This is a genomic window from Sediminicola arcticus, from assembly GCF_040566695.1.
In the GTDB taxonomy this organism is placed as follows: domain Bacteria; phylum Bacteroidota; class Bacteroidia; order Flavobacteriales; family Flavobacteriaceae; genus Sediminicola; species Sediminicola arcticus.
The window spans coordinates 230,201-251,076 of sequence record NZ_JBEXAE010000005.1 but is presented as its reverse complement, the minus strand read 5'-3'; the positions used below and the strand labels follow the sequence as shown (position 1 = coordinate 251,076).

At 36.9% G+C, this 20,876-nt stretch carries 16 protein-coding genes and 2 pseudogenes; 12 read left to right on the top strand and 6 right to left on the bottom strand.

Features of this window, described 5'->3' with window-relative positions:
- The first annotated feature begins 219 nt into the window (after positions 1 to 219).
- Together mrdA and rodA are read left to right on the top strand one after the other, a co-directional pair.
- Positions 220 to 2,088: a penicillin-binding protein 2 gene (gene mrdA, locus ABXZ36_RS12020; RefSeq protein WP_354615914.1), complete on the top strand. Its 1,869-nt coding sequence runs from the start codon at positions 220 to 222 to the stop codon at positions 2,086 to 2,088.
- Entirely contained in the window at positions 2,078 to 3,361 is a 1,284-nt protein-coding gene (gene rodA / locus ABXZ36_RS12015; RefSeq protein WP_354615913.1) for a rod shape-determining protein RodA, read from the top strand. Before mrdA ends, rodA begins: the two co-directional genes overlap by 11 nt.
- Here the strand turns inward: rodA and ABXZ36_RS12010 are convergent.
- On the bottom strand, positions 3,358 to 4,158 hold the full coding sequence (locus tag ABXZ36_RS12010) for a DNA/RNA non-specific endonuclease (protein ID WP_354615912.1): 801 nt from the start codon (positions 4,156 to 4,158) through the stop codon (positions 3,358 to 3,360). The genes rodA and ABXZ36_RS12010 overlap by 4 nt on opposite strands.
- A gap of 92 nt (positions 4,159 to 4,250) precedes the next feature.
- A complete protein-coding gene (locus ABXZ36_RS12005; RefSeq protein ID WP_354615911.1) occupies positions 4,251 to 6,380 on the bottom strand; it encodes a carboxy terminal-processing peptidase in 2,130 nt (709 codons plus the stop codon).
- Between the two features lie 215 nt (positions 6,381 to 6,595).
- On the opposite strand from ABXZ36_RS12005, the gene surE reads away from it, so the two are divergent.
- The 6 genes and pseudogenes from surE to ABXZ36_RS11975 all read left to right on the top strand — a co-directional run.
- Positions 6,596 to 7,375 (top strand): 5'/3'-nucleotidase SurE, encoded by a 780-nt coding sequence (gene surE / locus ABXZ36_RS12000; RefSeq protein WP_354615910.1) that lies wholly within the window; start codon positions 6,596 to 6,598, stop codon positions 7,373 to 7,375.
- Complete coding sequence (locus ABXZ36_RS11995) at positions 7,368 to 7,649, top strand: hypothetical protein (RefSeq protein WP_354615909.1); 282 nt, start codon at positions 7,368 to 7,370, stop codon at positions 7,647 to 7,649. The genes surE and ABXZ36_RS11995 overlap by 8 nt, the downstream gene beginning before the upstream one ends.
- A 22-nt stretch (positions 7,650 to 7,671) precedes the next feature.
- Positions 7,672 to 8,784 (top strand): lipid-A-disaccharide synthase, encoded by a 1,113-nt coding sequence (lpxB, locus tag ABXZ36_RS11990; protein ID WP_354615908.1) that lies wholly within the window; start codon positions 7,672 to 7,674, stop codon positions 8,782 to 8,784.
- Positions 8,785 to 8,830: 46 nt separating this feature from the next.
- On the top strand, positions 8,831 to 9,409 hold the full coding sequence (locus ABXZ36_RS11985) for a C40 family peptidase (RefSeq protein ID WP_354615907.1): 579 nt from the start codon (positions 8,831 to 8,833) through the stop codon (positions 9,407 to 9,409).
- 58 nt (positions 9,410 to 9,467) lie between these two features.
- Positions 9,468 to 10,115, top strand: a complete 648-nt coding sequence (locus ABXZ36_RS11980) for a ComEC/Rec2 family competence protein (protein WP_354615906.1) — start codon at positions 9,468 to 9,470, stop codon at positions 10,113 to 10,115.
- A gap of 15 nt (positions 10,116 to 10,130) precedes the next feature.
- Positions 10,131 to 10,355: pseudogene (locus ABXZ36_RS11975) on the top strand (ComEC/Rec2 family competence protein); the annotation flags it as partial.
- A 144-nt stretch (positions 10,356 to 10,499) separates the two neighbouring features.
- Here the strand turns inward: ABXZ36_RS11975 and ABXZ36_RS11970 are convergent.
- Entirely contained in the window at positions 10,500 to 11,258 is a 759-nt protein-coding gene (locus ABXZ36_RS11970) for a hypothetical protein (protein WP_354615905.1), read from the bottom strand.
- A 131-nt stretch (positions 11,259 to 11,389) separates the two neighbouring features.
- Here ABXZ36_RS11970 and ABXZ36_RS11965 point away from each other — a divergent pair.
- Together ABXZ36_RS11965 and ABXZ36_RS15825 are read left to right on the top strand one after the other, a co-directional pair.
- A pseudogene (locus ABXZ36_RS11965) lies at positions 11,390 to 12,262 on the top strand (ComEC/Rec2 family competence protein).
- 82 nt (positions 12,263 to 12,344) lie between these two features.
- The gene (locus ABXZ36_RS15825; RefSeq protein WP_494338224.1) at positions 12,345 to 12,494 is read left to right on the top strand and encodes a hypothetical protein; all 150 of its coding nucleotides are present in this window, start codon (positions 12,345 to 12,347) and stop codon (positions 12,492 to 12,494) included.
- 2 nt (positions 12,495 to 12,496) lie between these two features.
- On the opposite strand, the gene ABXZ36_RS11960 is transcribed toward ABXZ36_RS15825, so the two are convergent.
- On the bottom strand, positions 12,497 to 14,029 hold the full coding sequence (locus ABXZ36_RS11960) for a peptide MFS transporter (protein WP_354615904.1): 1,533 nt from the start codon (positions 14,027 to 14,029) through the stop codon (positions 12,497 to 12,499).
- A 14-nt stretch (positions 14,030 to 14,043) separates the two neighbouring features.
- Complete coding sequence (locus ABXZ36_RS11955; RefSeq protein WP_354615903.1) at positions 14,044 to 16,209, bottom strand: S9 family peptidase; 2,166 nt, start codon at positions 16,207 to 16,209, stop codon at positions 14,044 to 14,046.
- Between the two features lie 169 nt (positions 16,210 to 16,378).
- On the opposite strand from ABXZ36_RS11955, the gene ABXZ36_RS11950 reads away from it, so the two are divergent.
- Together ABXZ36_RS11950 and ABXZ36_RS11945 are read left to right on the top strand one after the other, a co-directional pair.
- Positions 16,379 to 17,695: a hydroxymethylglutaryl-CoA reductase, degradative gene (locus ABXZ36_RS11950; protein WP_354615902.1), complete on the top strand. Its 1,317-nt coding sequence runs from the start codon at positions 16,379 to 16,381 to the stop codon at positions 17,693 to 17,695.
- Entirely contained in the window at positions 17,695 to 18,627 is a 933-nt protein-coding gene (locus ABXZ36_RS11945; RefSeq protein WP_354615901.1) for a GYDIA family GHMP kinase, read from the top strand. Before ABXZ36_RS11950 ends, ABXZ36_RS11945 begins: the two co-directional genes overlap by 1 nt.
- Before the next feature lie 53 nt (positions 18,628 to 18,680).
- On the opposite strand, the gene ABXZ36_RS11940 is transcribed toward ABXZ36_RS11945, so the two are convergent.
- Positions 18,681 to 20,801, bottom strand: a complete 2,121-nt coding sequence (locus ABXZ36_RS11940; RefSeq protein ID WP_354615900.1) for a peptidylprolyl isomerase — start codon at positions 20,799 to 20,801, stop codon at positions 18,681 to 18,683.
- Positions 20,802 to 20,876: the final 75 nt, after the last annotated feature.

The window sequence follows — 20,876 nt, the reverse complement described above, 5'->3', positions numbered from 1 at the left end:
TGAATTATGAATTTCAAAGTTTTAAACTTTCTAATAGCACTAAGGCACAACAAATTACATTTATTGCGTTATTAATACTAATACATCATATTGTATTCTTTTCACTAGAAATTTTCAGTTTCTCCAATTTACTGATAATTTTGAAAAAAGTAGGATCAACCAGCTCCGTAACACTGTTGGTTTGTTTATTGATTAGTTCACTATTTAGCACCAAAAAGAATGAATAAATTTCTTCTTTCCGCCATCATTATTCTTATAGGATTTACCTTTATTGGTAGACTTTCCTATCTCCAGGTATTTAATAACACTAAAGAAAAAGTATCTGAAGATGTGGCGGTTAAGGCCATATATGATTATCCAGAAAGGGGTTACATCTATGATAGAAATGGAGAGCTATTGGTAGCCAATCAACCTGCCTATGACGTTATGGTCATTCCCAAAGATGTAAAACCCTTGGACACTTTGGAATTCTGTAACCTTTTAGGGCTTGAAAAAGAGCAATTCATAAAAAATTTAAACAAAGCCAAAATATATTCCCCAAGACTTCCCTCTGTTCTAGTGCATCAATTATCTAAGGAAGACTATGCGCGTCTTCAAGAAAAAATGAGGAAATATGACGGTTTCTATATTCAGAAAAGATCATTGCGCTACTATGACACCGCTAGCGGAGCTAACGTGTTGGGATATATCAGTGAGGTAAATGAAAGAGACCTTGCTAACAACCCCTATTACAAACAAGGAGAGTTGTTAGGAAAAACTGGGATAGAAAAAGAATATGAAGATATTCTAAGAGGTAAAAAAGGGGTGAAATACATTCAAAAAGACCGTTTTAATAGAGATATTGGACCGTATAAAAATGGAATATTGGATACCTTACCCGAGCAGGGAAAAGAAATTCACGTAACCATAGATAAGAAACTTCAGGAATACGGAGAGCTTTTAATGCATGGAAAGCACGGTGGTATAGTTGCTATTGAACCCAGTACAGGAGAAATTTTAGCGCTCATATCAGGTCCTACATATGACCCTGCCTTATTAGTAGGTAGAGAGCGATCTAAAAATTATACGGAACTATATTATGATTCTATCTCCAAGCCCACCTACGATAGAAGCCTTCTGGCTGAAACCTCTCCAGGTTCGCCCTTTAAAATATTAAACGCCCTTGTTGCCCTGCAGGAAGGTGCTATTACACCAGACACTAAAATAATGTGTTACCATGGGTTTTATGTAGGTAGCACAAAAAGAGGGTGCCACTGTGGAGGTGGCATGAGAGATATGACTTCAGGAATTTATAATTCCTGTAACGCCTATTTTGCTGGTACTTTTAGGAAAATTTACGAACAATTCCCAACGACGGACGAAGGTATGGATGTATGGGAAAAACATATGAAGAGCTTTGGCCTTGGAGATTTTCTTGGGTATGATCTTCCAACCGGTAAAAGAGGAAGAATTCCTAGTAAAGAATATTACGATAAGTGGTATGGCGATAATCGTTGGTCTTCTTCCTATATTATTTCCAATTCTATAGGACAGGGTGAAGTTTCGGCTACTCCTATTCAATTGGCCAATATGACAGCAGCCATTGCCAATAGAGGCTTTTACTACACACCTCACGTACTTAAGAAAATTGAGGACAAGGATATTAGCATCCCGGAGTTTACCCAAGCAAAACAAACTACCATAGATAGGAAACACTTTGATCCTGTTGTGAATGGAATGGCCCTAGTGTACAAACAGGGAACGGCTAGCAGGTTACAAATACCTGGAATTGAAATTGCGGGAAAAACTGGAACCGTTGAGAATTTTACAAGAATTGACGGTGTAAAAACACAACTAACGGATCATTCTGTCTTTATAGCCTTTGCGCCAGTAGAAAATCCCAAAATCGCAATAGCTGTATATATAGAACATGGTTATTTTGGCTCTAGATATGCAGGACATATTGCTTCCTTGTTAATAGAAAAATACCTCAAAGGAGAAATCACAAGAACAGATCTAGAAAAAAGAATGTTAGAGAAAACACTGGAAGCAGAATATGCCAAACCTCATAGCGGCCAACCTTTTATAATAAACGAGCGTGTCTGGTAAAAGCATCCTAAAACGTATAGATTGGTTAACCGTTTTAATCTATTTCTTACTGATAGGCATCGGATGGATCAACATCTACTCTAGCACCTATTCAGAAGAAAACAAGGCCCTGTTAGATTTTAGCACCCTTTATGGCAAACAGCTCTTTTTTATTTTTATAAGTATCTTTTCTATTATTATTATACTCGGGATTGAGGCAGACTTTTACGAACGCTTTTCCAGTGTTATTTATATTATTTCCCTCATCTTATTAGTTGGTCTCTTTGTTTTTGGTAAAACCATAGCTGGAGCAACTTCTTGGTACGATCTTGGTTTTTTCAACCTACAGCCTTCTGAGTTGGCAAAAGTGGGTGCAGCCTTAGCTCTAGCTAAATATTTGAGTGACATTCAGACCGATATAAAACGAGGTAAAGATCAATTTTACGCCTTTTTAATCATTTTGATACCGGCTATACTTGTTATCCCACAACCAGATCCCGGAAGTGCTCTGGTATTCTTTGCCTTAATTTTTGTGCTATTTCGAGAAGGTCTACCTCTTTATTATTTGAGCATTCTATTTTTGGTCATCCTAGTCTTTATAACCACCCTGATGTTCGGCACTATATGGGTAGGTATAGTGCTGGGTATAGTAATTGCATTATTCTTTTTGTTGAAAAAGAAATCTTTCAGGGTTCCCGCAATGCCCATCCTAATCTTTTTTGTCATTGCTATTGTATTATCCCTTTCGGTAAACTTCGTTTTTAATAGTGTTTTCGAACAAAGGCATAGGGATCGTTTTAGTCTTTGGCTGAGATTGGAAAAAGACCCTATTAAATTAGAGGAGATCAACAAAACAATTGGATATAATACCTATCAATCAGAAAAAGCTATTGAATCTGGAGGTTTCTTTGGTAAGGGCTTTATGGAAGGCACCAGAACCAAAGGTGACTTTGTACCCGAACAACATACCGATTATATTTTTAGCACTGTGGGTGAGGAATGGGGATTTTTAGGAACCTCCGTGGTCATTATTTTATTTACAGGACTTTTTCTGCGATTGGTATATCTCTCTGAACGACAAAAAAGTGGATTTAACCGTATGTATGGCTATGGAATAATCTCTATCCTACTAATACACTATTTCATCAATATAGGTATGGTCATAGGTGTTCTACCAACAATAGGCATTCCCTTGCCATTCTTTAGCTACGGAGGATCTGGTCTATTATTTTTTACAACACTATTATTTATCTTTTTAAAGCTAGATTCGAATAGGTTGAACGAGTGGAATTAAAATTTCCATCCTTTTAGTATAACGTCTTTCTCAAAACGATCTTCCCGATTATCTGGGAGTTTTTCAAAAAAATCAATTCCTGTTAACCTTTCCAAACTATCCACGGGGACCAAAAAATTTTTCAAAGGGAAACTACTATCCTCATGGGGCAATAGAAATGCTAAAACCTCTAAGTTTTCAACGTCTCCTTTAGCAATAACTTTATAGAAATACCTAGGAACTGCTACGTCTTCGCTTCCAATTGCTTTAAGCCCACTTTGCAATATCCCTCCAGTTATCACATACACCGTATTATAAGTTTTAGTCCAATACCTTACCTTTTGCTCCAACCTATTCCAAACGCCAGCATTAAACTCCTTCTCTTGGGGACTAATATTACTGGTATAAAAGGTTTGGTTGTATGCAGATTCAGAAAATCGCATATCTCCAGCCGGACATAGGTGTCCCCTATCAAAACCCGATCCCCTATAATTCTTCGAATCTGCAGATCTGGTACTTACCATGGAATCCTCAATAAAATGAGGTCGTTTTCTGTTATCATAGGTAAGGTAAGTTTTATTCATCTCATAGGCCACCCACTCCGCCTGTTCATATTGCTCGCTATAAGATAATGAATAATAAGTATGTTCTACAATCACATTAGTTGTGGAAGAAGGAAATAGGAGCTCCATCTTTGGATTCAATTTTTTTACATGATTCTTTTCTTCAAAGGTTTCAGTCACGTAAAAATTTTCAAAAAGCCAGAAAGCTATCACCAAGACAATGAGTAAAAGGGAATAAATATTTCGTTTTTTCATAAGGCACTTCTAATCGAATACACCATTTCCTTACTACAAAAATAAAAAGCCCGGAATAAACCGAGCCTTTCTATTATTAGAATAAAATAAAATTATCCTTTGACACTCGCCAATTTAGTGTCTTTAATACTGTTAGACTTTAAATCTTGTAAAACATTTATAGCCTCCTCTACATAAACATCCTTGGACAAATCTTGGTGCCAACGATCTCTTTTTTCCTTTAACACCTCATCCTGGGTAAACAATTCCTTTTCGTATTTAAGAGATTCAAATGACAAATGGGTGTCATATTCATTAATCGTCTTAAAGTATTGCGATTTCTTCTTCATCTTTTCCTCTTCACTTTTGTACATGCCATAATTAAGAGAAATTACATTTTCATCTTGTTGTTGTTTCAACCACTTAGCGTTTTCCTCAATTAATTTTATTTGGGAATTAAGGGCCATTCTGGAGGCACTGTTCGATATAGTCTGCTCGTAATCTATATAGCCTTCCCAAGGTTTATAGTCTGCTGCTGAAATCTTGTCCCAAGGCAAAGGATTTTGCTGATCTCTTTCCCCTAAATCAATATAGCTATATCTGTCTGGAACAACCACATCACTCTTAACGCCTTCCAATTGGGTAGATCCTCCATTAATTCTATAAAATTTCTGGGTAGTCAATTTAATGGCTCCAAGATCGCCGTGTTCATTGCTTCTTACAATATTGTCTAAAGGAATTACATTCTGAACGGTTCCTTTTCCAAAAGTTTGTTTGCTTCCAATAACAATGGCTCTTTTATAATCTTGCATGGCTGCAGCTAAAATTTCGGAGGCTGAAGCTGACAGCTCATTAACTAATATAACCAAGGGTCCATCCCATTGTATGCGTTCATCTTTATCGTCATATACTTCTTTGCGCTGCCCTGAAGACCTTACTTGAACGATTGGCCCATCTTTTATAAATAGTCCGGCCATCTCCACGACAGTCTTTAAAGACCCTCCTCCGTTGTCTCTAAGATCTAATATTAATCCTTCTGCACCTTCTTGCTTTAAACGCTCTACTTCTTTGGCAACATCGGATGCAGCGTTTCTATTGTTATAGTCTTCAAAATCGACATAAAACTTAGGTAGGTTGATCAACCCAAATTTCTGGTCACCTTTTTTAACCGTGGCAGATTTAGCATAAGATTCCTCTAGTTCCACAACATCACGTGTCAAAGAAATTATTTCCATGGAACCGTCAACCTTTTTAACCGTCAGGTTTACAATAGTACCTTTTGGTCCTTTGATGAATTTGATGGCATCATCAAGTCGCATTCCAATAATATCCACTGGTGGCTCACCTTCTTGACCAACTTTTAGTATTTCGTCCCCTACTTCCAAACGCTTGTCTCTCCAAACTGGGCCTCCTGAGATAATTTCCACAATGGTAGTCTCATCTTTACGTTTTTGCAAACGGGCACCGATCCCTTCAAATTTACCAGACATGCTCACATCAAACTTTTCTTTATCCTCAGGAGCAAAATAATAGGTATGGGGATCAAACTCATCCACTATAGTATTGATATACTGAACAAACCAATCTTTGCGCTCTAATTCATCTACAAAGTCATAAAATTCATCCAAAGTGTTTTGTGTGGAAGCTCTAGCTTCAGATTCAATCTCTTTAATTGATTTTACCTCGTAACTAGCATCTTTAGACTTCTTTTCTTCCTGATCGGTTAATTTAGAATCATAAGAGCCAAGCGTAGCGTATTTCAATTGCTTTCTCCATCGTTCCTTCAATTCACCCTTTGAATTCGCAAAAGGTTGCTTGTCATAATCGATGTTTATTTCTTCATTAGAATTATAATCGAAAGGCTCTGAAAGCACGTCTTTATAGATACCCTTGGCTTCTTGCATACGTTCTATTAACCTTTCATGTACTAAATCAAAAAAACTGATATCTGTATTTTTGATTTGATCGTCTATTTGAAACTTATATTTTTCAAACTCGTGGATATCCTTTTCCAAAAAATATCTTTTTGTCGGATCTATTACATTGATAAAATCTTCAAAAACTTCAACCGAAAAATCATCGTTAATATCCTTAGGTTGATAATGCCCTTTTTCCAAAACGTAAGTAATAAGATCCAATAACAATTTATCCTTATCACTGTTCTCAAAAGATTTATTGGTAAAACTGCAGGAGGCTACAGCTATAAGCATCACCAATAATGCAAAAGCTAATTTATTTTTCATATTCGATTCCTTTTTTTTTGATATTTTATTCCATCTTAGTAGGCAAAATAAATAAGCACAAGGCCAATATATATGAGCTATCTGACATAGTATGGAAACCTCTAAGGTACTGAAAAAACCATGCCGCAATGTTCTGTATCCATTAAATTTTTGTTAAACGCCATCAAAGACTTTTCCTAATGAAAAACGTATTTTTGCACCATAAATTATAATTTATGAAAAAACCTTTAATTCTTGTCACCAACGATGATGGCATAACCGCACCTGGTTTAAGAGCCTTGGTAAGATATATGAATGAGATTGGAGATGTTATTGTTGTGGCACCAGATAGCCCACAATCTGGCATGGGACATGCAATTACCCTAGACAATACGTTGTACTCAAAAAGGGTCACCATAGATAAAGAAAATGGAGCAACAGAAGAATATAGTTGTAGCGGTACTCCTGCAGATTGTGTGAAACTAGCTTTACAGGAACTACTGCACAGAAAACCAGATATCTGCGTCAGCGGTATCAATCACGGATCTAATTCCTCTATTAATGTCATTTATTCTGGGACAATGAGCGCCGCTATTGAAGCAGGGATAGAAGGCATACCGGCCATAGGGTTTTCATTATGCGACTTTTCATGGGAAGCTAACTTTGAAAAAACCGGAGATGCCATTAAAAAAATAGTTAGGGAAGCTTTAGAAAAAGGCATGCCACAGGGAGTTGTATTGAATGTAAACATCCCCAAATTAGAAGGAAAGGAATATAAAGGAATTAAGATTTCTAGACAGGCAAGAGCCAATTGGAAAGAAAAATTTGACAAGAGGATTAGCCCCATGGGCAAAGAATACTATTGGCTTACAGGGGAGTTTGAATTGTTAGACAAAGGTGAGGACACAGATGAATGGGCTTTGGCCAATGATTACATATCTGTAGTACCCACACAATTTGATCTTACAGCACACCACGCCATACAAAACCTTAATAATTGGAACTTGAATGAATAAAAAAGAAATTATCATTGGCTTTTTAGTTGGTATTATTGCCAATATCATAGGCACCTTGGCCTATATAGTCCTATTCTCCGAATTGAGTATTCCGGAAACCTTTATGGCTGCTGTAGAACAGGAGCATATTGGTAGTCTGTTAGCGCTAGGTGCCATTTTGAACCTTATTGCCTTTTTTGGCTTTCTAAAGTTAAATAGGGACCAAAGAGCCAGAGGGGTTCTAATAGCTACCTTATTAACCGCTTTAATTATCCTTTATTACAAAATGTTTTAACGGAACAATTTAAAACAAACAAATGAAATATTACATCATTGCCGGTGAAGCCTCAGGAGACCTCCACGGTTCTAATCTTATAAAGGCCCTTAAAAAAAAGGACACCAACATAGAGGTCCGGTGCTGGGGTGGTGATCTAATGCAAAACGCAGGGGGAGACCTGGTAAAACATTATAAGGAAATGGCCTTTATGGGATTCCTAGAGGTCTTAAGCAATATCAATACCATTTTCAAAAATATAAAATTTTGTAAAGTGGATATCCTGAAATTTAAGCCCGACGAGCTTATTTTTATTGACTATTCCGGTTTTAACCTTAGGATTGCCAAATGGGCCAAGGAGAATAATATTAAAACAAATTACTATATAGCTCCTCAAATATGGGCCTCTAGAGAGGGAAGAATTGAGAAAATTAAAAGGGATATAGATGCCATGTATGTCATTTTACCTTTCGAAAAGGAGTTCTACGAACAAAAACATGATTTTCCTGTCAATTTTGTGGGCCATCCCCTAATAGATGCCATTGGAGAGAAAAAAATACCAGACGAAAATAATTTTAGGAAAGTCAATCAATTAGACCCTACTAAACCTATAGTAGCTCTATTACCGGGAAGTAGAAAACAAGAGGTTCAGAAGATGCTTTCTATAATGTTGTCTGTCACCAAGTCCTTTCCAAATTATCAATTTGTAATTGCAGGAGCACCAAGCTTAGATATTCCATTTTATGAACCTTTCCTTAAGGATCCACATGTTGGGTTTGTCAATAATAGAACTTATGACCTATTAGGTCTTGCCCATGCCGCCCTAGTTACCAGTGGTACGGCTACTTTAGAGACGGCATTATTTAAGGTTCCTCAGGTAGTATGCTACAAAGCAAATTGGATTTCCTATCAAATTGCTAAAAGGATCATTACCTTGGATTACATTTCTCTGGTGAATTTAATTATGAAAAAAGAGGTAGTGAAAGAGTTGATACAGGACGACCTTACTACTGAAAATTTAACATCGGAATTGTTAAAAATATTGGATGATAAGAAGCGAAAAATGATCTTTGATTCCTACGAGGATCTCGAAAATAAATTGGGGGGAATAGGTGCTAGCGAGAAAACTGCTAGGCTTATTTTAGAAAATGCTTAAATTTGATAAGCAACCCATAGAAAGTAAACAACCAACATTCAAAATAATGATTCGTAAAGTAGCTTATATAGCCTTGCTATTTTTAATTGCCAGTTGTGGTTCTTCTAAGTCAACCACTGTAGCTCATGTTGAGCGAAGAGTTACTGTACCAAGAAACGTTGCTGAGGTGCCTAATTCAAAGGAGGATATTTCTATAAGTAACAGTACCGAAATGGCTGACGCCAGATCAGAAGCTTCCTTTAATTTTGCTGATAGAATCATTAATACAGCTATGGAGTATTCAGGGGTTAGGTATAAATATGGCGGCACTTCTAAAGAAGGACTAGACTGTTCAGGTTTGATGTTGATCTCATTTGGGGAGCATAATTACAATTTACCTAGATCGTCTTCCCTGATGGCCGAAGAGGGTAAAAAGGTCAGATTGAACGACGTGGCAAAAGGAGACTTATTATTTTTTTGCACCGGTAGGCGCAATAGAAAAATAAACCATGTGGGATTGGTAGTTACCAAAGAAGGAGATGAAATTAAATTTATTCACTCTTCTACCTCTAGAGGTGTTATTGTTTCTTCCTTAAGAGAAGGCTATTGGAACAGTGCTTTTGTAAAAGCCACCCGTGTTCTTTAGGTAAAATTCAGTTAAACTTTCTCTGTTCCTGATCATCGGGATTCTTTTAGGGTACTTTTTGCAAACAACACCAAGTATCCCATTCTGCTGCACCCTTATTTCGATTTTACTGCTTGGAGTCATTTTCGTTAAATCAGGCAAAGTCAATTCTGACATTTTTGGAATCCTAGCAGCTAGTACAACACTTAGTATTGGTTTTTTGGCTGTGACCATGGCACAACCAAAAAATCACCATGACCATTATTCCAGCATCTCAGATTCTGGTTCCCACCTATATCTTTTGCAAATACAAGAGGTACTAAAATCAAATACCTTCTCTGATAACTATATCGCCTCGGTCATTAAAATAGACCATAAACGTAGTAGTGGAAAGATCTTTTTATCCTCAAAAATAGATGCTTTAGGACCAAAATTAAAACCAGACCAACATATTACCTATTACGGATCATATTCTGCCACAGACAATCCTTTAAATCCACATCAGTTTAGTTACAAAAACTATCTAAATACGTTGGGCATTTACGATCGCATGCAATTGGAGCCCGACCGTATTGAAATAAAAAATAAATCACTTACCACTCCCTATGGCTGGGCATTCAAGATTCGAGAATATATCACTGAAAAATTAAAAAAGGCGCAAATAGGTCGAAAAGAATTAAGTATCATCCAAACCCTTTTATTAGGCCAACGCACAGATATCTCTTAGGACACCTACACTAATTATGTCAATGCAGGTGCCATTCATATTTTGGCCGTATCAGGACTTCACATCGGTATCTTATTACTGATCCTACAATATATTTTAGCACCCTTAAAGCGATTTAAACACGGGCAAACCTTACAATTGATACTAATCCTCTCCATTCTTTGGAGCTATGCCTTGCTTGCTGGTTTCTCTGCCTCAACGGATAGTACTGTAAAATGGCCGGTTATTCAAACGGAATAAAGTAAAAGCCCCATGTCCCACAAAATCTTCGTTTTGAAGGATTTTCAATAACAATGACATGATAATGATTATTTTTCACTACGTTTTACTCGGTGATATTGTCCGTACCACACCATGATAGATGTCACATTGGTTGGTTGATTTTCATTCAAATGATTTTAATTGTTCTAATAACAATTGTCCAGAATCAATATTATTTTGGATATGAAAATGTTGTATTCGGCAAGAAAAAGAAAGCGGCATAAATAAATCTAAATATTCAGTTCGTTTATTCCATATACGCTCAAATACTATATTGTTTGGTTTTTTTTCAAATTCTGACGATAATGATTGAAATAGAATCTCGGGGTTTTCATTTATAAAAGGATATTGCCAAGAATCCCTCGCTCTATTCGTAAGTTCCATTGGATGCATTCGATAATTATTAGCAATTTTTTTTACATCATTGAAATATATAAATAGTGCATCTATAAGCTGTTGGTTTCTAATGAGTTTGAGTTCACCTGACTGAACTAATTGAGTCCATGTTATAGGCTCACTATACCACGAACTAATATCACCTGCTGAGTTAAAATCATTTATATACTGTAGAGAATCACGCAAGATTGAAGAATTAGATTGCCAAACTATTATTATTCTATTAAGAGATTTTTCTTTACTAATAAATTGATCTCTTACGTTTTTATAATAATCAATTTCATCACTTAATTCCTTAGCAAGCCTATCTATATAATCCTTCTCTGTAGCTCGTTCGGTTCTGTTGGTATTCCAATCATTGACTTGCAAGGCAATCAAAATCCCAACTACCACAAGTACAATCTCACCAATCGCATACCTCATGTATTTCAAAGGCTTGTTATCATCAGCAAGTTTCTTGCGGATTTTACGGAAGAAATTTATCATGTGAAGTATTGGTTGGTGGTTACCTTAACAAGGTACTGAAATATTTTATTCCAATAATTTGTATTCTATTAGACTTACCATATAAGTGATGTTATACCAGTAATTGTTAGTTACCTTTTTGCTCTAACTACATCAATAGTCAGAGCAGTGAGCATGTCTCCTTTTTAGCATATGCCATGTTTCTAAACAGACCCACGAATACGTATAATATACTGGCATTATCTTTATTTTTCATCCTTTTGATAGATCCCATGTTTCTTTTTCAAGTAGGGTTTCAGATGAGCTATTTAGCCTTTTTTGATATCCTTTGGGTTTATCCAATATTGTAGAAATTTTAGTTACCCAATAATCTACTTCTCAAAAAAACTTGGCAATTGATGAGCGTAAGCATAGCAGCTCAATTGGGTGTGCTTCCCATATCCCTATTTTATTTTCATCAATTTCCAGGGCTATTCTTTCTATCAAATTTGACTATAATACCTTTTTTAGGAATTATACTAGGTGTGGGTATCATAGTAATTATTCTGGCGTTAACCAACCTCTTCCTTATTTCAATAGCCGTTTTTTATACTAAAATGATTACGGTTCTGAACTTAATTGTAGGGTGGATCAGCACTCAGGAAAGCTTTATTTTTAGAAACATTTCCTTTGATACCCTACAAGTGTTTTTGGGCTATACACTTTTAGCATGCCTCTTCATCTTTCTAACAAAACGCACCCTTAAAAGATTACTTGTTATTATGGCTCTTGTGATTTGTTTTCAATCCTATCTTATCTATGCAAATTACTCAAGCCGGAGCAAAGAAGAAATCATCCTTATGCATCAAACAAAAAATACGATTTCTTTTCATCGGGTAGGGAACAATTTATCAATTAGCACTTTAAATAAAAATAAGGTGATGTCCCTGAAAGAGGATTACGTGACCGCTGAACGTATTGAAACGATAAACCATCACCCAATACAAAATGAAATGTCTTACAGGAACAACAAGTATATATTGTAGATAGTTTGGGAATCTATCCTCCTGAGGGATACCAACCAGATTTGATAGTATTAACACAATCTCCTAAACTGAATTTAGAACGATTGATTCCATAAAACCAAACCGCATTATCGCAGACGGCAGTAATTACAGGAATGATGTACTACGTTGGAAGCAGACGTGTCAACAAAAAAAAATCCCCTTTCACTATACTGGTGAAAAGGGAGCTTTTTATTTTAATTTAAAAGATTAATGCTAATGTACATTCCCCATTAATTTTTTGATTAAAGGAGAAGCTATAAGTACAATTATACCTGCCCCTACAGCGTACTCTGCAATCAGTTGAAATCCATCTGTGTAAACAGCAAGGGTTTCAAACCCACCAACATTTTTATCAGTACTTTCTATCGCTAATTTTTTACCAATAAAGCCAACCACTTGGAACGCGAATGCAGATGACAGGAACCAAACTCCCATCATAAATGCCACTATTCTCTTTGGGGAGAGATCTGTAATTTTAGATAGACCAACCGGAGACATAAAAAGCTCTCCAACGGAAAGCAAAAAGTACATCAATAATAAATAAGCAAAAGGGACAAGACCATTTGTATTGGCACTAGCGCCACTTACCGCCAAAATATAAAAACTGACACCTGCAAACAAGAGTCCCAATCCAAATTTGTAGGGTGTCCTCGGATTCAGATTCCTTTTGTTAAGGAAGGTCCACATCAAAGAAATAGGAATTGCCAAAATGATAATAAACATTGAGTTTAAAGAATTAGTTTGAGCAGCTGACATTAAATCCAATTCCACATTTCTTGCCGCAAACAAAGTAATAACACTTCCAGAAAGCTCATGGAAACCCCAAAAAATAGTCATAAAAAAGGTGATTAGAACTGCTACGAATAGCTTTTTACGTTCCTCCAAGGTGGCCTGGTACATAATATAGCCCAAATAAGCCAAAATGGTCACTCCAATACCCTTGAAAATTACATTAACGATATTCTGATCACCAAAAAAAGTACCTTCAACCCCTAAAGATTTATAAGCAGATAAGATATAGGCTATCAATGGAGCAGAAAGAACGGCCAAAACAGGAATAAGAACACCTTGTTTTACACCTAATACCTTCTTTTTCATTACTTCCTTATTGGGAGGCATACCCCTATCCCCAAAAACGTTCTTGCGAATACCGCTCCAAAAAAAGATAAGTCCGGTTAACATACCTATTCCTGCCAAACCAAATCCGTAGTGCCAACCGTAGCTATAGGCAAGCCAACCGCATAATAGTGGGGCTACCCATCCTCCAATATTAATTCCCATATAGAATATGGTAAAACCAGAATCCTTACGCACATCTCCTTCTTCATATAAAGAGCCTACAAATGTTGAAATATTAGGTTTAAAAAAGCCATTTCCCACAATAATTAAGGAAAGTGCTAAATAAAAAGCAATATCGTTTTCAATTGCCAAAACGAAATGGCCTATAGACATTAATATCCCCCCAAGAAAAATAGAGTTCCGCATTCCTAAAATTTGATCGGAAATACGTCCTCCAATAACTGTTGATGCATACACAAGGGATCCATAGGAAGCATAAACGGCCGCCGTAGCAAAATCCCGTTCGGCCAAGGCCTCAAAAATAACCTCTACCATGTAGAGGGTCAATAAAGCACGCATACCATAAAAGCTAAAACGCTCCCACAGTTCAGCAAAAAATAAGTAGAACAATCCCTTGGGATGTCCAAAAAGTTGTTGCTGTTCGCTTGGTTTGATGGTATCTGACATATAAGTTGTTTTGGTTAAAGGTTCTCTTTAATGAAGTTGGTCATTTTCGTATACAGGTGCAGTCTGGTGTTGCCTCCGTAAATACCGTGGTTTTTATCCGGATAAATGGCCCAGTCGAACTCTTTGTTCGCCTGTACCAAGGCTTCTATCATGCGCATGGAGTTTTGTACATGAACATTGTCGTCACCTGATCCATGTACCAATAAATATTTACCCTTTAGTAATTCCGGATAATTAAATGGTGAATTATCATCATACCCGCTTGGGTTTTCCGCAGGGGTTTTCATAAATCGCTCTGTATAAATAGTGTCGTAGAAACTCCAAGAAGTTACCGGAGCTACGGCGATTGCCATTTCAAATACATCATTTCCCTTAAGCAAACAATTAGTAGACATAAAACCCCCATAACTCCAACCCCAAATCCCGGTGCGGTTTTCATCTATATAAGAAAGGTCGCTCAATGTTTGGGCTGCTGTAATCTGGTCTTCAACCTCATATTTCCCTAATTCCAATTGGGTCACTTTTTTAAAATCTCTTCCTTTCAATCCGGTACCCCTGCCATCTACACAAGCAATGATATACCCCTCAGCAGCTAGCATCTGGTACCAATAATCATTGGAAGCCATCCACCTATTGGAAACGGACTGTGACCCTGGCCCACTGTATTGAAACATCAACAATGGATATTGCTTGTTTGCATCGAAATCCTGTGGTTTGATCATCCACATATTAAGATCGTTACCGTTGACCGAAAGGGTTGAAAACTCCTTTGGACTTATTACATAGTCCTCCAACTTCTTTAGAAGGGCTTTATTATCTTTGATTTTCTTTACTTCCTTTCCTGACTGGGCCTTATGTAAGGTATATTCCGGAGGGGTTGTAGCACTAGAAAAAGTATTGATAAAATACGTAAAATCAGCACTAAAAGAGGCATAGCTTTGTCCTGTTTTCTCGGTCAATCTTTTTTTGCTTTTCCCATTGCTGTTAATACTGTAAACATCTCTATTGATAGATCCATTTTCTGTGGACTGGTAATAGATCTTATCTGCTTTCTTATCATAACCATAATAGTTGGTTACTTCCCAAGTTCCTTTAGTAACCTGGTTCTTTAGCTTTCCTTTGGAATCATAAAGATACAAGTGGTTGTACCCATCCTTTTCACTGCTCCATATAAAACTGTCATCGGCTAAAAAAGTAAGGTTGTCAGTAATATCAACATAGGCATCATCTTGCTCCTCTAAAAGTAGGGATACGTTTTTATTAGTAGCATTTACTGATAATAGTTTTAATTGATCTTGGTGACGGTTCAATGTTTGAACGCTCAAATAATTAGCATTGTTCATCCATTTTATACGTGGGATGTAATAGGCATTTCCCAAATCTATCATGACCACCTTAGCTGATGCAACGTCATAGAGGTGCAATGAAACTAAGGCATTATTCTCTCCTGCCTTTGGGTATTTAAATTCATTTCGACTTGGATATAACTCTGAACCGTACATATCCATTGAAAATTCTGGCACCTCTGTTTCGTCAAAACGCATGAAGGCAATCTTGGTGCCGTTGGAATTCCATTCAAAGGCACGTACAAATCCAAATTCTTCTTCGTATACCCAATCGGTCACCCCATTGATGATCTGATTTTTAACTCCATCCGAAGTAACCTGTGCCGTAGTTTTATCGGCTACATTGAACACAAATAAATTATTGTTTTGCATATAAGCTACTTTAACACCATCTGGTGATAAAGTTGGCTCTTGAATTTTTGTATCAGCTATATTAATAATGGATTTAGATGCAACATCGTACAAATAGAAAATACCTAAAGTAGAACGCCTAAAAATGGGTTCTATCTCTGTTGCCAATAAGATTTTACTTTCATCTTGACTAAATTCATAAGATGTAAAATATGGAATATTCGCACTATCAGCAGATGAAACAATTGTCTCCAACTTTTCCAAGGTCGCATAAGAATATTTGTCGATCGAGGAAGATTTTGTGGCACCTATATTGTTAAGTATGGTATATTCGGTTCCGCTATTCATGGATCTAAGCACATCCATGCCCTCTGTGTTGAACTCACCATTCCAAATTTCTTCTAGTGGAATTTGCTTATTTTGGGCCGTTCCGACCATTATAAAACCTAAAATAAATAAGAGTAATACGGGTAGTCTTTTCATTAATTTTCAAAAATTGTTTAAAACACCCAAGTTTACTAATAATTTCACAAAGAAATAAACTTTGTTCCTAAATAATCACAACTTTAGAATAGTAGTTGTACTTGACTATAAGAACCTTCCGATTATTGTGTTTATCACTATCTTTGACCTTCAGATTAAATAATTACAGATGGCGCCCGTAGAAGGATTCTCAAAGCTTACCAAAGAAGAAAAAATTGAATGGATTTCTAATAAATACACCCATAATTCTAAAGAAACCAAGGCGACGATTAAACGGTATTGGAATACGGACAAAGAACTGCAAAAGTTACATGACGAGTTTATAGAAAACACCATCACCAACTTTTATGTACCACTAGGCATTGCGCCAAATTTTTTAATAAATGACAAACTATATGTGATACCTATGGCCATTGAAGAGAGCTCTGTGGTGGCTGCAGCGAGTAAAGCTGCTAAATTTTGGCTTCACAGAGGTGGATTTAAGACTAAGGTATTAGGAACCGAAAAAATAGGTCAGGTTCACTTTATGTATAAGGGGGATGACCAAAAATTGGAATACTTCTTCAATGCTATAAAACCCAAACTCATAGAGGAAACTATACCAATAACCAAAAACATGACCAAAAGGGGTGGCGGCATAACCAACATCCTTTTGCGGAATAAGAGCAAAGATCTTAAAGATTACTATCAACTTCATTGCACCTTCGAAACCTTAGATGCTATGGGTGCTAATTTCATTAATTCCTGTTTGGAACAATTGGCACTGACTCTTAAAAGAGAAGCACTAGAATATTCGGGTTTTAATGAGGAAGAGAAGAATATAGAGATTGTAATGAGCATTCTCTCCAATTATGTGCCCAACTGTTTGGTAAGAGCAGAGGTCAGTTGTCCTATTAATGAGCTGAAGGAAGGTAATGAAATTTCATCTATTGAGTTCGCAGAAAAAATGGTCCGTGCCGTTAACATAGCCAAGGTGGAGCCTTTCAGGGCGGTTACCCACAACAAAGGAATCATGAATGGGATTGATGCGGTGGTTCTAGCTACCGGAAACGACTTCCGGGCAGTTGAAGCCGGGATCCATGCCTATGCTTCCAAAGATGGGCAATATACAAGTCTGACCCATGCTTCAATTGAAAATGATGTCTTTAAATTTTGGTTAGAAATACCATTGGCATTAGGAACGGTAGGCGGATTAACGAGCTTACACCCCTTAGCAAAAATGGCTTTGGACATTTTAGATAGGCCCTCCGCAAAGGAATTAATGCAATTGGTAGCAGTTGCTGGTTTGGCACAAAATTTTGCAGCGGTAAGATCCTTGGTAACTACTGGTATACAACAAGGGCATATGAAAATGCACCTGATGAATATTTTAAACCAGATGCAGGCCACAGAATCAGAGAAAAATACCTTGGTAGATCACTTTAGAAAACACACTGTTACCCATAGTGCAGTGGTAGATGCAATACAGACATTACGAAAGGTGTAATGAAACAACACTACTATAGCAATGGTAAATTATTAATTTCAGGCGAATACGCCGTGCTAGATGGTGCTCTAAGTTTAGCCGTGCCTACTAAATACGGTCAAGCCCTATCGGTCTCCACTATTGAGGGTAACAATATCATCTGGAAGAGCTATACCAGCAATGAAGAAATCTGGTTTGAAACAATTTTTGATCCTCTTGAAGTTTTAAATAACCAGCCAAGTTCAAAAACCAAAACAGCTACAGCTAAAAGTTCTGTTAGGGAAACATTACTTCGTATACTTTCGGAGGCCCATTATTTAAATCCTAATTTTCTAAACAGCACCAATGGGCTTCTGGTAGAGAGCCACTTAAATTTTCCTAGGGATTGGGGATTGGGCTCTTCCTCTACCCTTATCAACAACATAGCCCAATGGGCACAAGTAGACCCTTTTAAACTACTATGGGGTGCATTTTCTGGGAGCGGGTATGATATTGCATGTGCACAACACAAAACACCTATACTATACCGCTTAGACAATCTTAAGCCTATCGTGGAAGAAGCACTATTTAATCCACCTTTTAAAGACCAGCTATACTTTGTTCATCTTAACCAGAAACAAAATAGTCGCGAGGGCATTACCCAATATCGGGAAACACAGTTTGACCTCCCAAATTTAATCTCTGAAGTAGGACAAATTACCGAAAAACTAATACGCTGTAAGGAACTACAGGAATTTAATTCATTAATAAATCAACACGAGCTATTAATAGCAGCCGCCCTACAAATAGAAACAGTAAAAACAAAATTATTTCCAGACTTCCTCGGAAATATTAAAAGTCTTGGAGCATGGGGAGGCGATTTTGTTTTGGCCACTGGCTCAGAAGAGACTAAATCGTATTTCAGCAAAAAAGGGTTTCATACCATTATTCCCTATTCCGAGATGATTCTTTAATATAAAAAAGCCTCCCAATGGGAGGCTTTTTTATATGTTGAATTCATACCTGATTAGTAGAAGATAGATCTTTTATCCTCAATAACTGCCGCTTCTTTTAAAGCTGCAAATACAGCGGTACTCACCTTTGATTCGTTAGCAGTCTTTACATTATCTGCATAGGTGCTGTAATTATCCAATTTAGCAGCTTCCTCCTTATTGGTTACCTTAACCATAAATACTCCTGTTTCCCCCTTAATTAATCCAGAAGTCTTTCCATTGTCCATGGCGAATGCCCTACCTACTACCAATGACTCTCTTCCTGCACCAGGAATGGTAGGTGCTTGCATAGTAAGAGCTGACGCTCTCGACATACTTACATTGTTATCCCTAGCCAAAGCATCAATGGATTTACCTTTATTGGCCTCCATAATTAGTTCTGCTTTTTTATCTTTTCTTATTTTAGGAAGTACAATCACGGATGCATCTTCTGGAGACATAAGTCCTTCTTTGTAGGTAGCTGTTAATTGAACAACTGCATAACCGTTATTAATATTGAAACGCTTGATATCACCAACTTTGGTGTCCCCGTTAAATGCCCATTGTACAACTGGTCTTTGAGCAGATAATCCAGGAAGGCTCTCATCCATTGCCTTTATTTTGTTCACAGGTCTTACTACATAATCACTAGATTTTGCCAAAGCTGCAAAAGTCTCTTTAGAATCAGCAGTTTCCATTTCAAATTTAGTGGCATTTGTAAATAATTTGTTCGTTGTTTCCTCTGAAGGCTCTATTTCCCTTGCTAAGGTTGCAATTCTATAAATATCCTGTTTGTCATCTACCTTTACGATGTGAAAACCAAATTCTGTTTCCACAAGTCCAATATAGCCCACTGGATTATTAAAAGCAACCTCATTAAATTTTTCGGTCATTACACCTTCTTGGAAATACCCAAGATCTCCTCCTCTTGGAGCAGAAGGTCCGTCTGATTTGTCTCTGGCTAATTCAGCAAAAACAACTCCATCCTTTTTAGCTTCTAGAAGGAGTTCCTTAGCTTCCTTTTCCGCTTCTTCCTTAGTTCTTTGAACTTCTGGATTGGCCCTTTCAGCCCCGGCAAAAGAAATTAGGATATGGCTGGCCTTCACAGTACCATTTGGTTTTTTGTTGACCATTTTAGAAAACTTAAAGAAATTCCCATCTCTGTAAGGTCCATATATTCCTCCATTGGCTAAGTTGATCAATGTATCCGAAAATTTAGCTGGTAAATCATTTTTTGCTTTGTAAATAGTATCAAACTTCAAATCTGAATTCCTATCCAAAAAAGCAGCCAAGTCCGTGCTCTTTCTGAAACCAACAATAGTGTCGTTAGAATCCTTAGACGTGTTGTATTCCACAGTATCGTCCAATAATTTAACAATCTCTTCCTTTACCGCATTTTCATCTTCTAAAGATGCTTTCTCTTCAAAATACACAAAACGAATATCCCTAGACTCCTCTTGTTTGAAATCCTTTTTATGGGCAGAGATATAACTTTCAATCTCTTTCTTACTTACCTGAATGGTACTATCCGAAATTGAAGTATAAGGTACACGTACAAAACTTAAGTCTACCTTATCGTTGGCCAATTTATATTCAAACTCTCCTTCTTTCAAGGTTGCTCCAACACCTGCTCTTACCAAATTGAAATAAGTCTGTTCTTTTGCCATTTGGATGATAGCCTTTTCTTCTTGCAACCAAATCTCATATTGAGCTGGATTATTTGCTTTAAGGTCAGCTATAAACTCACGAAATTTATTTGCGTCGAATACACCACTCTCATTTAAGAACTGAGGACTTTGACTATATGCAGGGTTGCTGCTGATGTAATTTACAATCTGGTCCTGCTCAATATCAATACCAAGCTCTTCAAATTGCTGACCCATTACCATATTACGAACCTCTTGTTCCCAAACACTGTTTACTACTTGCATGGAAGAGGCTTGAGGGCCATATCTTCTAGATGCGGCCTCTACTTTTTGTCTAAACTCATCTATAGAGATATCCTCACCATTAATTTCTGCTATAGAAGAACCTACCTTTCCGTCAGAAAAGCCATTACTGCTGAATACACCTGAAATCACAAATGCAAACAAAGCCAAGCCGATAATTAAAATCAATACCGTAGTCCGTTTCCTAATCTTCTCTAATACTGCCATTATGTAAACTATTTTAAATCAGTTGGCGAAATTACCATTTTCTTTCATGTATTAAAATTTTTATTTTACAAATAG

Excerpts from the sequence above, each read along its gene's own strand:
- mrdA (WP_354615914.1), top strand. The coding sequence starts at position 220 with ATGAATAAATTTCTTCTTTCCGCCATCATTATTCTTATAGGATTTACC.
- ABXZ36_RS12010 (WP_354615912.1), bottom strand. The coding sequence starts at position 4,158 with ATGAAAAAACGAAATATTTATTCCCTTTTACTCATTGTCTTGGTGATA.
- ABXZ36_RS12005 (WP_354615911.1), bottom strand. The coding sequence starts at position 6,380 with ATGAAAAATAAATTAGCTTTTGCATTATTGGTGATGCTTATAGCTGTA.
- surE (WP_354615910.1), top strand. The coding sequence starts at position 6,596 with ATGAAAAAACCTTTAATTCTTGTCACCAACGATGATGGCATAACCGCA.
- ABXZ36_RS11995 (WP_354615909.1), top strand. The coding sequence starts at position 7,368 with ATGAATAAAAAAGAAATTATCATTGGCTTTTTAGTTGGTATTATTGCC.
- lpxB (WP_354615908.1), top strand. The coding sequence starts at position 7,672 with ATGAAATATTACATCATTGCCGGTGAAGCCTCAGGAGACCTCCACGGT.
- ABXZ36_RS11985 (WP_354615907.1), top strand. The coding sequence starts at position 8,831 with ATGATTCGTAAAGTAGCTTATATAGCCTTGCTATTTTTAATTGCCAGT.
- ABXZ36_RS11970 (WP_354615905.1), bottom strand. The coding sequence starts at position 11,258 with ATGATAAATTTCTTCCGTAAAATCCGCAAGAAACTTGCTGATGATAAC.
- ABXZ36_RS11960 (WP_354615904.1), bottom strand. The coding sequence starts at position 14,029 with ATGTCAGATACCATCAAACCAAGCGAACAGCAACAACTTTTTGGACAT.
- ABXZ36_RS11955 (WP_354615903.1), bottom strand. The coding sequence starts at position 16,209 with ATGAAAAGACTACCCGTATTACTCTTATTTATTTTAGGTTTTATAATG.
- ABXZ36_RS11950 (WP_354615902.1), top strand. The coding sequence starts at position 16,379 with ATGGCGCCCGTAGAAGGATTCTCAAAGCTTACCAAAGAAGAAAAAATT.
- ABXZ36_RS11945 (WP_354615901.1), top strand. The coding sequence starts at position 17,695 with ATGAAACAACACTACTATAGCAATGGTAAATTATTAATTTCAGGCGAA.
- ABXZ36_RS11940 (WP_354615900.1), bottom strand. The coding sequence starts at position 20,801 with ATGGCAGTATTAGAGAAGATTAGGAAACGGACTACGGTATTGATTTTA.